The 13,331-nt window shown below is 58.1% G+C and carries 12 protein-coding genes and 1 CRISPR repeat array; of the genes, 2 read left to right on the top strand and 10 right to left on the bottom strand.

The annotated features are described in order from the left end of the window. Positions 1-87: 87 nt before the first annotated feature. The 4 genes from HMPREF9238_RS06060 to HMPREF9238_RS06045 all read right to left on the bottom strand — a co-directional run bounded on the left by HMPREF9238_RS06060 (position 88) and on the right by HMPREF9238_RS06045 (position 2,703). A complete protein-coding gene (locus HMPREF9238_RS06060) occupies positions 88-792 on the bottom strand; it encodes a methionine ABC transporter permease (protein WP_016444574.1) in 705 nt (234 codons plus the stop codon). Further along, on the bottom strand, positions 789-1,778 hold the full coding sequence (locus tag HMPREF9238_RS06055; protein WP_040316798.1) for a methionine ABC transporter ATP-binding protein: 990 nt from the start codon (positions 1,776-1,778) through the stop codon (positions 789-791). The genes HMPREF9238_RS06060 and HMPREF9238_RS06055 overlap by 4 nt, the downstream gene beginning before the upstream one ends. 113 nt (positions 1,779-1,891) lie before the next feature. Then, positions 1,892-2,305, bottom strand: coding sequence for a fluoride efflux transporter FluC (locus HMPREF9238_RS06050; protein WP_016444572.1), 414 nt, complete (start codon positions 2,303-2,305; stop codon positions 1,892-1,894). Beyond that, positions 2,302-2,703, bottom strand: coding sequence for a fluoride efflux transporter FluC (locus tag HMPREF9238_RS06045; protein WP_016444571.1), 402 nt, complete (start codon positions 2,701-2,703; stop codon positions 2,302-2,304). Before HMPREF9238_RS06045 ends, HMPREF9238_RS06050 begins: the two co-directional genes overlap by 4 nt. A 79-nt stretch (positions 2,704-2,782) precedes the next feature. On the opposite strand from HMPREF9238_RS06045, the gene HMPREF9238_RS06040 reads away from it, so the two are divergent. Continuing rightward, the gene (locus tag HMPREF9238_RS06040) at positions 2,783-3,544 is read left to right on the top strand and encodes a hypothetical protein (RefSeq protein ID WP_016444570.1); all 762 of its coding nucleotides are present in this window, start codon (positions 2,783-2,785) and stop codon (positions 3,542-3,544) included. Positions 3,545-3,583: 39 nt separating this feature from the next. After that, a complete protein-coding gene (gene gluQRS, locus HMPREF9238_RS06035; protein WP_016444569.1) occupies positions 3,584-4,495 on the top strand; it encodes a tRNA glutamyl-Q(34) synthetase GluQRS in 912 nt (303 codons plus the stop codon). Positions 4,496-4,572: 77 nt separating this feature from the next. Here gluQRS and HMPREF9238_RS06030 read toward each other — a convergent pair whose 3' ends face one another. The 6 genes from HMPREF9238_RS06030 to cas7e all read right to left on the bottom strand — a co-directional run bounded on the left by HMPREF9238_RS06030 (position 4,573) and on the right by cas7e (position 13,329). Continuing rightward, positions 4,573-6,090, bottom strand: a complete 1,518-nt coding sequence (locus HMPREF9238_RS06030) for an MFS transporter (protein WP_016444568.1) — start codon at positions 6,088-6,090, stop codon at positions 4,573-4,575. A 447-nt stretch (positions 6,091-6,537) separates the two neighbouring features. Beyond that, positions 6,538-9,432: a CRISPR direct-repeat array (repeat unit 29 nt; unit sequence GGGGTCATCCCCGCATGCGCGGGGAGCAC). Positions 9,433-9,493: 61 nt separating this feature from the next. After that, positions 9,494-9,889 carry a type I-E CRISPR-associated endoribonuclease Cas2e gene (gene cas2e, locus HMPREF9238_RS06025; protein ID WP_016444564.1) on the bottom strand — a complete coding sequence of 132 codons (396 nt, stop codon included), beginning with the start codon at positions 9,887-9,889 and terminating at the stop codon, positions 9,494-9,496. Between the two features lie 8 nt (positions 9,890-9,897). Further along, complete coding sequence (cas1e, locus tag HMPREF9238_RS06020; protein ID WP_016444563.1) at positions 9,898-10,827, bottom strand: type I-E CRISPR-associated endonuclease Cas1e; 930 nt, start codon at positions 10,825-10,827, stop codon at positions 9,898-9,900. 8 nt (positions 10,828-10,835) lie between these two features. Next, positions 10,836-11,507: a type I-E CRISPR-associated protein Cas6/Cse3/CasE gene (cas6e, locus tag HMPREF9238_RS06015; RefSeq protein ID WP_016444562.1), complete on the bottom strand. Its 672-nt coding sequence runs from the start codon at positions 11,505-11,507 to the stop codon at positions 10,836-10,838. Positions 11,508-11,509: 2 nt separating this feature from the next. After that, positions 11,510-12,217: a type I-E CRISPR-associated protein Cas5/CasD gene (gene cas5e, locus HMPREF9238_RS06010; protein WP_016444561.1), complete on the bottom strand. Its 708-nt coding sequence runs from the start codon at positions 12,215-12,217 to the stop codon at positions 11,510-11,512. Then, complete coding sequence (cas7e, locus tag HMPREF9238_RS06005; RefSeq protein WP_016444560.1) at positions 12,214-13,329, bottom strand: type I-E CRISPR-associated protein Cas7/Cse4/CasC; 1,116 nt, start codon at positions 13,327-13,329, stop codon at positions 12,214-12,216. The genes cas5e and cas7e overlap by 4 nt, the downstream gene beginning before the upstream one ends. Positions 13,330-13,331: the final 2 nt, after the last annotated feature.

The following is a 13,331-nucleotide window of genomic DNA, read 5'->3' as shown; positions in this document are numbered from 1 at the left end:
TTTCTGTGTTCAAGTTTGAAATGTGTTGGAGTGCTGGCAAAAGTATTGCCCCGGTGTCCAGGATTGTTATCCCGGCTGGTGGAGAGCTCAGCGGTGATCCACCAGCCGGCTCAGCATGTCTCCAACAACTTGGACTATTTGAACGATGATTACGATTCCCACCACAGAAACCAACATGACGTCTCCTTGGAATCGGTTATAACCGTAGTTCATTGCGAGTTGGCCAAGGCCTCCGCCACCTAGTACACCCGCGATCGCCGAGTATCCGATGAGGGTAACTGCGAGAACTGTTACGGAGTCAATGAGGGCAGGTAGGGCTTCGCGTACCTGCACGCCGAACATGATTTCCCACCTGCTGGCGCCCATCATGTGGGCAGCTTCGATTTTGCCGGCGCTCACGCCGCGCACGTTCGTTTCTACGAGGCGGGCGAAGAACGGGATGGCGCCTACGCTGAGCGGTACCACTGCGGCCTTCCAGCCGAGGGTGGTGCCTACAACGAAGCGAGTGAAGGGGAGGATCGCGATTAGCAGGATGATGAAGGGGATTGACCTGCCAACGTTAACGATGAATCCGAGTATTTGGTTCGCTACCCGGTTTGGCGTGAGGCCACCACGGGCTGTGGATACGAGGAATAGGCCGAGCGGGGTTCCAATCACCACGGTGATTACGGTTGCCCACGCGGTCATCGCAAGTGTTTGCCATACGGATGGCCAGAACGCCTCTTTAATGGCGGGGTTATCCAACCATTGGCCGTCAGCGGCGAGGGCGACTAGCGCTGTTGCTACGCTCATGATCGCACCTCCGCTGCTACATCGTTTTGTTCCAAAGTCTCCATGATTTGCTTTAAGTGCATGGTGGGCACGGTTAAAGCAAGGCGTCCTACTTGGACGTTAGACAGGGTTTCAAATGTTCCTGCCGCTACGTCGCCACCCATTCGCGATGCCATTGCCAGGACGGTGGCTCCGGTTGGGACGCCGGGAGTTGACGTGAACATGACGTCAAGGATCGTTGAGTTGGCGTCTGTGATGGTTTCGTCCACGGACGGCATGGGGACGAGTTCGCGCGCAAGTTTCGATTTGGGGTTTGCCACGATTTGGCGGACAGTACCAGATTCGAGGATCTGCCCGTGTTCAAGCATGGTTGCGGAATCACAAATGTCACGCACCACGCCCATTTCGTGGGTGATGATAACGATAGTTACGCCAACTTCGTCCCTGATTTGTTGCAGGAGCGCCAGGATTTGGCGCGTGGTTTCAGAGTCGAGAGCGGAGGTTGGTTCGTCGCACAGTAGTACAGCTGGTTTGGTGGCGAGGGCACGCGCAATGCCTACGCGCTGCTGCTGTCCGCCCGAAAGTTGGGAGGGGTAGGAGCCGGCACGGTTTTCAAGGCCGACAACCTTTAGTAGTTCGATTGCTCGCTCAAGGCGCTCTTTTTTAGGTACCCCCGCGATTTTTAGGGGGTACTCGATATTTTCGAGGGCGGTGCGCGAGTCCATTAGGTTCGCGGCTTGGAAGACCATGCCGATCTTGCGGCGTGCTTTGCGAAGTGCCGAGTGGCCGAGGCCGGATAGGTCTGTTCCGTCGAGGTAGACGGAGCCGTCGGTGGGCTGTTCAAGCCCGGTGAGGCAACGGATCAGGGTTGATTTGCCCGCGCCAGATTGACCGACGATGCCATGGATTTCACCGGTGTTGACGGTCAGGTTTACGTCGCTGAGGGCGCGCACTTCATTTCCGCCGCGCAGAACATACGTTTTGGAGAGGTTTTCGAGCTTGATCATTGGCTGGCTCATGTCCCCTCCTTCATTCGCGATGATCTTGAACGTGTTACCGATTCTAGGACGACTCGCCCCCACCCCCGTCTTTGTGTCCACCTTTTGGCGCGAGGTCTACCTCACATCCCACTGATTGTAAGGCCCAAGAGGGCACTGGCAACGCTGGCGAGGAGGCCAAATGCGGCTGTGAGCACGCCCGATGTGATGCTCGCTTTGCGGGCATCAGGCCGGGTGAGAACGTTGAGCGCGTCGACCATCGCGGTGGAAAAGGTGGTCCACCCTCCCAGTAGGCCGGTGCCGATGATGAGCCAGGTTTCGGCGCTGAGGTGTGCAACGAGTAGGCCGGCGAGGAAAGACCCGATGATGTTGATGGTGATGATGGGCCAGGCGGGGGCACTGCGATGGATCACGCCGGCGTCGGGTTTGACGGGAATGAGGCCGCGCCGTTTCATTAGGTTTTGCAGGGCGATGTCAGTGCGGTAGCGCGCGTAGGCGCCGAGGCCGCCAGCGAGGGCAAGGTAGAGCCAGGTCATGCATGCACCCCTTTGGCGGTGCGGTCTTTCGCAACGAGGGTTCCGAGCCACGCGCCTGTGATGCCAGCAAGGATGATGAGGGCGCCCGCGCCTAATGCAAGGGCAAGGTTAGTGCCGCGCGCAATAGCGAGGGCGAAGGCGGAGTAGGTGGTGAAAGCTCCGAGAAATCCAGTGCCGGCAAAGATTTTGATGCGATCCCATAGCGGGTGCATGCCGCGTCGCAGGCTCCAGGTGGTGATAAGGCCGCCCATGAGGAACGCGCCAAGTACATTCACAAAGACAGTAGAGACGTTGATCCCTGCGAAAGTGTTTGCGATGAGGCTGTCGGTAAGGGCGCGCGCAAGGGTTCCCAGTGCTGCTCCAAGGAACACGAGGAGGCCGGGTTTTATCTCGTACATGTTGTCTCCGCTTGCTGTGGTTGGGGCCGCCGCCAGTCTACTCTTAGTGGTGGGCAAGTTTTTGGGGAGGTTCGCGGTCATGTCTTGTTGTGAGTTGCCCGGCGAGGCGCGTTCTCGGCTGTGGTCGAATCCGAAAACGGTGTGGGCGGCGCTGGCGTTTTTCGGTTTCTTTTTGGCGCTGTTTTCAACCGGGTCTTTCACTGCTGACGCGATGGCGAAGCCGGGTTATTTGATGTTTGCATCGGTGGTGGCGATGGCGTTATTCGCGGCTCCCGTAGCACATCGGGAGTGGGCGTTTGGACGTGATTCGACAGCGTTGCTAGTGGCGTTGGGTTGGCTGGTGGCAACGGTTGTGTTTGTGCGCGCGTTTGCTCCGGTTGCGCGTTTGGATGTGGTGACGGTTGGCTTGCCTCGCCCTCTTTTGGCGTTGCTGGGAGTGGCCGCAGTGGTGATGGCGTTTCGGGCGTCTAATGCGCGTTGGCCGAGGGCTCCACGCGGCGATGAGGCATGGCGGGCGCAACTTTCCGCGTTGTTGTCTCGGTATTATTCGTGGCCGGATGAGGCAGTGAGGCAGGCGGTAGAGGCTACGACCGCGAGCGCAGGTGAAGCTGGGTTGCCGTTGCAAGAGGCGCTTGGCGACCCTTGGCAGGTGGCGACTGAGTTTGTGTTGAAGAGCCCGGATAATGCGCGCCCGAATGTGCGGATCCTGGTGGTGGCTGGCGTGGGATTTGTGGCGCTGTCGGTGGCTTCGTTCGCGATGGGCGGAGTGTCGCTTTATGCGGTGGTGGTTGGCGTTTTGGGTTTGGGCATGGTTTCGCTGGCGTGGTTTTTGCGGCGGTAGGGTTGGTTGTACGCGTGGAAGGTATGGAGGGGAGGCCGCGTGGCTGCTGGTAGATTTGCGCCGAGTCCGTCGGGTGATATGCACATTGGGAATCTGCGCACGGCGTTGTTGGCGTGGGCGTGGGCGCGGCAGTCGGGCCGCGATTTTGTGCTTCGCGTGGAGGATATTGACCGGGTGAAACCGGGCGCGGCGCAACGCCAGATCGAGGATTTAGCGACGCTGGGCATTGATTGGGATGGCGATGTGCTGTTCCAGAGCACTCGCCAGCCGGCGCATGAGGTGGCGATTGCGCAGCTACGCGAAGCGGGCTTGTTGTTTGAGTGTTACTGCTCGCGTCGGGATATTAAGGAGGCGGCGAGCGCTCCACATGTGCGGCCGGGCTCGTATCCGGGAACTTGTCGCTCTTTGTCACCGGCAGAGCGGGAGCGGCGCAGGGCGGAGCTGGCGAGTGTGGGCCGGCGTCCTGCTTTGCGGTTGAATCCGATGGTTGATGAGTGGTCGGTTGAGGATGACTTGTTTGGCACGGTGTCGGAGCCGATTGATTGCGTGGTGTTGCAGCGCGGTGATGGCACGTTGGCGTACAACCTGGTGGTGGTTGTGGATGATGCGTTTCAGGGTGTGGATCAGGTGGTGCGGGCCGATGATTTGCTCTCGTCGGCGCCCGCGCAGGCTTATATTGCCCACGCCTTGGGCCTTGCGCAGCCGCGTTATGCGCACGTGCCTCTGGTGATTAATGAGGCGGGTGACCGGCTGGCTAAGCGAGATGGTGCGGTTACGTTGCGCGAGTTCTTGGATTTGGGTTGGACTGTTGCGGACGTGGTGGACAAGATCGCAGGGTCCCTCGGGTTTGAGGCGAGGACGGCGGAGCAGTTCCTAGACGTGTTTGATCGGCGCAAGATGGTGCACACTCCCTGGGTGTTTTCACCCGCTGATGGTCCGGCTAATAGTTGAGGGAGCGGGCGCCGGTCCGCGCTAACCAGTGGGGAGGCACCAGTTTGAGGGGTTGGCGACCTCCTCGTGAATGGTTGTTATGCCTTGCGGGCGCGGCGTAGGTCTAGGTAGCCAACTAGTAGGGCGAAGAGTTGCGCGGTGATGATCGCGATGAAGGCGATGAGAACGGCATTGTGGAAGCCGTACATGGGGGCCGTGGCGAAGTAGATGGCGGTCATGATCGCGTTGCCAATCGCGGTGGCGATGCGTTCCACGGTTTGTTTGACGCCGCCGGCGGTGCCGCCATGTTGGATGGGGACGTCTTGGAGGGCGAGGGTTTGGTTGACGGCTCCGAATGCGCCTTGACCGAAGCCGAAGAGGGCGAGGGGCGCGGCCATCCACCACAGGTTGACGCCTTGGCTGGCGATGAGAGCAACGGAAACAGCGGTAAATAGTGATCCTATGATCATGAGGATGAGGGAGATTTGGACGACTTTCCGCCCGGTTTTGAGCGCGCGTTTTGATGCCCAGCGCGCGGCTATTGCGGAGAAGAGGGAACTGGGTAACGCGATGGTGCCTGCAACCATAGCGGAGGCGCCGAGTCCCATTTGTAGATACATCGCGATGATGGTGTAGGTGGTGGTGGAGCCGAGGAAGTAGGCGCCGGCAACTATGGTGCCCATGGAGAATGATGGGATTTTGAGTAGGTCTAGGTTGACGAGGGGGTAGTTACCTCGTTTGGTGTAGTGGGCTTCCCATTTCCACCAGGCGTACAGGAGCGCGATGGCGAGCGCGAAGATGAGGGCGAGTTGCCAGCGGAGGGGCCGCACGGTGAATGGGTACATGATGCCAAGCACGGCGGTTACGAGCAGGATGATGCCGATGGGGTCGAGGTCGATTTTTTGCCGCTGCCTGGCGGGCAGCGTTTGACCGTTTTTCTTGGTTTGGCGGCGTGCTCGGCGTGCGGCGGCGCGGCGGCGTTCGTTGGCGAAAGGGAGCCAGTAGAGGGCGAGGATAAATCCGATTACGCCAAAGGGGACGTTGATGAAGAAGGTGTAACGCCAGCCGTGTTCCTCGCCGAATAGGGTGATGAGGGCTCCGGCGAGGACGGGGCCGATTGAGACGGCGACGGCCACGGTCATGCCGAACAGGCCAAAGGCTTTGGCGCGGGCTTGGCCTTTGAAGGTTTGTTGGATGATACCCATGACTTGCGGGGAGAAGAGGCCGCCGCCGATACCTTGGATGATGCGGGCGATGTTGAGGAAGGTGGGGTCTGGTGCGAGTCCGGAGAGGATGGAGCCGACTACGAAGGTGATGAGGCCGATTTGGAAGAGGGTGCCGCGTCCGATGAGGTCGCCGAGTCGCCCGGCTGGTACTAGCACGATGCCGATGGCGAGGGCGTAGCCGGAGAGCACCCATTGGAGGTCGGAGTCGCTGGCATTCAGGCCTACGCCGATAGTGGCGAGGGCTATGTTGACGGACGACACTGCGATTAGTGACATGGCTAGGGGGATGAGGAGGACTGCGAGGATTTTGCGTGGTTTGAAAACGCGTTCTACGCCGGGCACGCGGATTTCTCCGTCAAATGAGTCGCCCGGGGTGAAACTGTCAGCCACCGCTTTCCTCCTGCCTTTCTAAATCCGTCAGCATTGTTAAATATAAGCATCCGCCCGTGTGGATGCATCAGGCAGCCGTGTAGGTGCGTTCACGGGTGCAGGCTGAAGCTGGACCCGCGTTTCGGACGGTTGCTAAAGCCTGGCGCGGCAGTTTGTAGATTATCCCCGCAGGCGCAGGGAGAAGCAGCAGGTGCTTGAACCCGAAATTGAAAAAATGGGGTCATCCCCGCAAACGCAGGGAACACACATAGCATTGTAGTCTTTGTTGGTCGCGTGTGAGATCACCCTGCATCTGCTGAAAACAAGGAGAAAACTCAGAAGAAATCATCTTGGAATAAACGAGCGGATTCAATCCCCGCCATTTCGACTCACGTCTAGCCCAATATTTTCAGGGCGGCGGGGGAACCCGCTCCCCTCTATTGTAACGCGCTCACCACCGGGTTTAGTGCGGTCATCCCCGCATGCGCAGGGAGCACGTCGGAGAGGTCATCGCCCGCGCGTCGAAGGCGGGGTCATCCCCGCATGCGCGGGGAGCACCGCCAAAAGTTCGTCACCAAACCATCCGCGTCGGGGTCATCCCCGCATGCGCGGGGAGCACTAGACTGCGTAATCCTTCGTGAGCTTTTGGATGGGGTCATCCCCGCATGCGCGGGGAGCACGTTGTGTCAATGTTGCGGAGCGTTTTGAGATTGGGGTCATCCCCGCATGCGCGGGGAGCACGTAGCGGGGTTTGGCTTGTGGAAAGCCGTCACGGGGTCATCCCCGCATGCGCGGGGAGCACATTCGCTCGATGAGTTGGGAGCCTACGGGGTGGGGGTCATCCCCGCATGCGCGGGGAGCACCATCTCCACAACTAACCCCGGTAATTCGTTGAGGGGTCATCCCCGCATGCGCGGGGAGCACACCTCTCCCAGTACTTGCCCGAAGACCTCACTAGGGTCATCCCCGCATGCGCGGGGAGCACATTGACGAGGACATCCACAAGGGGATCACCGCGGGGTCATCCCCGCATGCGCGGGGAGCACTGTCCACGCTCGCTAGCGGTATTTGGGAGCTAGGGGTCATCCCCGCATGCGCGGGGAGCACCCCACCATCACTCGATCAACTCACAATCAATGGGGGTCATCCCCGCATGCGCGGGGAGCACTACCACCACCTGTGGTGTTGTGCGGTGCCCGAGGGGTCATCCCCGCATGCGCGGGGAGCACGGATCTTGACCAGTCACCGGCTCTGGCAACTCGGGGTCATCCCCGCATGCGCGGGGAGCACTATATGCGCTACGCGCATAATCTGCCACATAAGGGGTCATCCCCGCATGCGCGGGGAGCACTCGGCCTGTTTGCCTTGGAGGCCTCGTTGTGGGGGGTCATCCCCGCATGCGCGGGGAGCACAGCCTTTTGGGCTTTACTTACCGCTGTGATCAGGGGTCATCCCCGCATGCGCGGGGAGCACTTTGCGTAGATTCCTTTGACGGCTTTGGCGGGGGGGTCATCCCCGCATGCGCGGGGAGCACTGGGGCTTCCCATTCGCCGTTTTGGATTTGGCGGGGTCATCCCCGCATGCGCGGGGAGCACTATCGCCCAGGACGATTGATGAACGATTACGAGGGGTCATCCCCGCATGCGCGGGGAGCACGCTTCGTGAACTTCGAGAAGGACGGTTGGGTCGGGGTCATCCCCGCATGCGCGGGGAGCACGATCAGGACTTCCAAAGGAGCAGAGCGGGGCCGGGGTCATCCCCGCATGCGCGGGGAGCACTGTCGTGAAAGACATACCCGCTCAAACTGTGCGGGGTCATCCCCGCATGCGCGGGTAGCACTTGGTGCAAATGTCGTACGAGTACATTACGAAGGGGTCATCCCCGCATGCGCGGGGAGCACCATTCCAAGCCGCCAATGATCCGACTGATTTCGGGTCATCCCCGCATGCGCGGGGAGCACAGCGAGAATCCGTATAAGTCCTTAAATAAGTCGGGGTCATCCCCGCATGCGCGGGGAGCACTACACTTCCCCCGCGCCGTTTAGCCTCCGACAGGGGTCATCCCCGCATGCGCGGGGAGCACCCCATCCGCAAAATGTCAGCAGGACTCGACCGGGGGTCATCCCCGCATGCGCGGGGAGCACTGGCGCGGTGGTGGCGTCGATTTCGGTTTTTAGGGGTCATCCCCGCATGCGCGGGGAGCACCCCATCTGCTCGAACTCGAACACCAACCGGTAGGGGTCATCCCCGCATGCGCGGGGAGCACGTTTTCTCCCGTTGCTTCTTTCCATGCGACCCAGGGTCATCCCCGCATGCGCGGGGAGCACTTTTCCTTTTTACTAGGTGGCAGCGTATCCGCGGGGTCATCCCCGCATGCGCGGGGAGCACAGCTGGAGGCAGTAAAGAGCGTCAAGGCCGATCGGGTCATCCCCGCATGCGCGGGGAGCACGATAGCGATAAGTCGCTTGTATGCGGATCGAAGGGGTCATCCCCGCATGCGCGGGGAGCACCGCTTATAGGCGTGGCGGCTGAGCGCGGCACAGGGGTCATCCCCGCATGCGCGGGGAGCACGTCCTAGGTATTGCGCAACAATCCAAGTGCGAGGGGTCATCCCCGCATGCGCGGGGAGCACTGTCCACACCTGCTTCCACGGTGTCTACATCTGGGGTCATCCCCGCATGCGCGGGGAGCACCAGTAATGTAGTCAAAATGAATAATCTGCTCAGGGGTCATCCCCGCATGCGCGGGGAGCACCGCCCCTAAACCACTGCCATCAGTCTGACTGTGGGGTCATCCCCGCATGCGCGGGGAGCACAAGCGCGGTATATTCGCCGTGTGTGAAGTAATGGGGTCATCCCCGCATGCGCGGGGAGCACTAAATCGTGAGCCCGCTAGAAGTCCACCTGGCGGGGTCATCCCCGCATGCGCGGGGAGCACTTGGACTGGGAGCCCTGCCACGAACCGCTCGTGGGGTCATCCCCGCATGCGCGGGGAGCACGGGCAATATTCGGCGTCATTCCCGACTGACGTGGGGTCATCCCCGCATGCGCGGGGAGCACCGCAGTATTTGACGCTACGGGACGCGGTGAAAGGGGTCATCCCCGCATGCGCGGGGAGCACTTACCGCGCCCGCGTGCGTGGTGGATGGGGCGGGGGTCATCCCCGCATGCGCGGGGAGCACGGCCTTTTACCTCAATCACGGGATCGCCTGGCGGGGTCATCCCCGCATGCGCGGGGAGCACTAAGGAGTAGCAATGGATTTTCCCGACGATTGGGGGTCATCCCCGCATGCGCGGGGAGCACAACTTCAACTTCACTGAAGTCGCATCAGAAGAGGGGTCATCCCCGCATGCGCGGGGAGCACACTTAGGAAACACTGATTTCCTAAGGGAATAATTAAATCATACCCGTATTTCTGACCGACTTTATTTCCGCTGCCGCCGCTCGATCGAGTTTCTATAGTAACGCCTGCGCCCAGCAATCGACCATCCCGCAGCGTCGCGCAACTTCGCACGATCCGTCACTTCGCCCATAACTTCCTTGCCAGACAGGTCAGGCCTACGAATGAGAGTCATGCCATCAAAGTCGGTAGCTTCCCAAGCATCACCAATCGTCTTAATCCCTAAACGCTGCTCGTTCCTTTGAGGAAAGATCAAGGTTGCCCTACCGCTACCAATATTCTCGCAAGTAAATTCCCATATCTGCTCTCGCACTCGCGAAGATACCGTTCCTACAAAAACTCCCGGCGACACTTCAAGCAACCATCTCGTCAACTCGCCGCGCAAACCCGTTGACACGGCGGTCGTTACCAGCACCATCATGACAAGCCCTAGAAATCAGCGTAGTTGGTGCCAGCAGCCACAGAACTTTGCTTCAAGTCCCACAACGAAACTACGTTCGATTCCAACTGCTCAGCCGTCACAGCTTCGCCCTCTAAAAGAATCTTCACATCACGGACAGCGCGTTCAATGATCTTCTTCTCGAATATGCTGTCCCGCATCTTCTTCCTCGCCATTACAACGCAATCATCCGGATAGTCACGAGCAACATCGAACGCAATAGGTATCGAAGTCTCGGCCTTATATAAATCCGCTATGTCATACACGAAAGACCTGTCATGCCCCACATGTACAAAGCCAAGACCAGCAGAACAACCCAATGACACTATGACGGCATGTATCACACCATAAAGCGAATAATTTGCAACCGAAAGAGCCTGATTAATAGGATCGCCATCACTAAACCGATTCGGATCGTAAGTTCTCCGAGTCCAAGCCACTCCCGTCCGTAGCGAATTCTCCTTATAAATCTCCCGCATGCGCGCACCCTCACGCCCACGCAATGCGCGCATAGGTAACGCAGAAACATCCTCTCCGGCAAAACGCATACTGTACATTGAACGCGCAACCTCAAGACGAAGCCTCTCGTTTGAAACTTTTCTCGCCTGCTCCTGCAACAGAGCCGTAGACTGTGCCAATGACCTGCCGTGTGCGTAGTAGCGCACAGAGTTCTCCCCCACCCAAACGCATGTAACACCGCACTCCGCCACCAGCGAAACCGCCTGATGACTGATGCTAGTTCCAGGCCCCAACAACAAGGTTGTAATGCTTGCTGCCGGCACGCGAACCGTGCCTTCCTCGTCTCGTATAGTTAAAGAGTTTTGATCGCGGTGGATAACACACCTCTCCACATACAAAAACGAAAGGCGATCAGTTACACGTGGCAATGCGACACGTTCGAGTGGGGGACGCGAACTCATTGTGATTCCTACCTAACAGGACTCAAAGTCGTCAACCCGCATCCATACGCTTTCGCCCGTCCAATCCCTTCAACAAGCGCTTTACGTAACAGATCCGGATCAACCACTTCTAGAACACCCTCATACGTGACAACGCGTAGCGAAACCCTGCGGCCTCGATCCGCACCCTTAGAGAAAGAGAGCTGCTGACTTCTGGTTACATCAACTGCCGGAACATTTGACCCGTCAGGCAGAGCTCGCGACACAACTTTGAAGCCATGCTGAGCCGTTCTCTCCAGTAGCCAACGAATTTGGTGTTCAGGAGTCTTGTGTCCAACCCGTTTTCCTCTTCCACCCTTAACAAACTCCTGTTTCACAGGGTTAGCGGTCAAGCGGAAGTGGAACTGCTGCCCCTCAGCCAGATTCTCAACAAGCGGTGAATAATCTCTACTGACTGTCGTAGGAGTCTCGGGCCAGCCCGCCTGTTCTTGAATGACCGCCAAGTCCGGTTTCATTTCAGAAACTACATAGAGGTAGGTAGCCCGATCATCGTAATCTACCCGCCACAGTACGCGGCCGTTAGCATCAGCCATCGAACGAGGGAAACAACTAAGCACAGCAGCGTGCATGCGTTGCGGACTGCCAAGCAGTTCCCGCGCGCCACGCTTGTTGGGGTTCAACTCACATCTACTTAGATACACAGCTATCCCTCCAATGCACTGATCGGATCATGAACCGGCTTGGTTGCTTCAAGCATTACCACCGAGGTTCGCGCAACTCTTCGCCAAGCATACTTTCGATACGTGCGGTCAAAACTAACCGGAACGTCCCGCACGGTCTCAACAATGTAGGCTGGATCGGCATCATTCTCAGCATCCGCGTCAAATACCAGATCCGCCCTATACCCAACGCGAAGTTGCCTCTTCTTAAACCAGTCACTCGCCTGCCATGGCAGGTTAGGTGGCTCCAGCGCCTCCTTCACCCCCAAGTCAGACATGCCAATAACCAGGGGAGTTGTTGGAGGGCAAGAACGCCTACCCAAATACAGAGGGAATACTGGTGCGTTTAACGCATCCTTTATGGTTTCTAAAAACTCGCGGTCCCCTTCGAGGGCAACAGTAAACGCTGCATCGGCAAGATACAGTCGGCGCGTCAAAGGCATCTTCGTCCCACTATCATTTTCAGCGGTTTGAAAATCCTCCAACAACGTGCCTGGCTGATCGGTTCGCACAGCCATTTTCAGGCACGCTAGATCATCTACAGACGCATCGCGAGGCCGGCCCAGAGCGGCAGCCAAAAGCCCTACAATTCCAGACTTAGTTGGCTCCCGCCTTGTGCCACGGACCGTAAATCTCGAGGAATCACCCCACGATTGGAGGGGTCCCGCTATTCGAATTAGAAGCGTGGTCACTCGCCATCACCTGTCGGGATTGCAGTAGCCGCCACTTGCGTAGCAAGCGAATCTAGCGAGAACTTGTTATCTGTAAGCCTTGTCAGGGAGCCAGCGGCCTTGTCCGCAACCATTACAAACTGATCCTTCGGGTCCCCGTAAGCCTCATACATGGTTTGCGCATAGTCAATCAGAGAATCGACGGACTTTTTCACATACCCGTCACCACGGTCAGAACAAATTGCGGATTCGAAAGCTCCTACCAAAGACATCGGTCCTTCGCGCAAAGTTACATAAACAGCCGCAGGCAACGTGTTGTTAGCAAACGTGTTCACCTTGCCTGAGGGCATCGAACTAACAAACGCTTTGAGAAAAGCTTCTATAGCGTTGCGCGCGTCATCTGAACTTTCGAGATTTGAAATTAGCTGACGCACATTGATCGTTGCATAACGGTACAGACAGGAAGATACGAACTCTACGGTTGTTATCATCGCAGCACCCGCGTCAGTCTTATCAGTCATCGCTTTGTAGTCATCAACCGCTGTTAAGTAGTCAAACTCGGTCTCAACAGCATGCGTAGAAATAGCGTGGGCCACCTGACATGCAGCATCAATATTCAAAGCAGGCGTATTAGCCACCATACGCCCAAACAGGGCCATGTCGAAGGCATTATCAGACTGCAAAGCTTTCATAGCTTCAGCCTTCTTCGGCTTGCCCTGGCTCTCTAACGCCAGATTAGCCAGGGCCCGAACCTGGGCTTTCGAGAGGAAGAACAGCGTCTTCAGCTTCTTAGCCTTTTCCTCAACATCACCGTCAGTCTTAGTTACGGCTTCCATGCCAATATCAAGCGGTTTGAATACGCCTTCAGCTAGAACGACTGCCCTCTCAGCTGCGTCTGGGTCCAGTTGAACAATTTCTTTTGCAACCAGCTCAAGAGCGCGCTTAGTGCGGGTACCCAAATACTCTTCCGAAACGAAATCTGCAAATGTCTCGCGGGTAGCTCTCTTCCAAGATTGCGAAGAGACTCGGTGGCGCCTAACACCACCGTACAGCGCCGTCTTTGGGCTTCCCGTCTCATCACGGTTCACATTGGAAGAAGGCAACGGTTGAATAACGTGGATGTCAATAAACATGA

Source organism: Gleimia europaea ACS-120-V-Col10b, from assembly GCF_000411155.1.
Classification (GTDB): Bacteria; Actinomycetota; Actinomycetes; order Actinomycetales; family Actinomycetaceae; genus Gleimia; species Gleimia europaea_B.
This window is presented reverse-complemented; position numbering and strand designations above follow the sequence as displayed.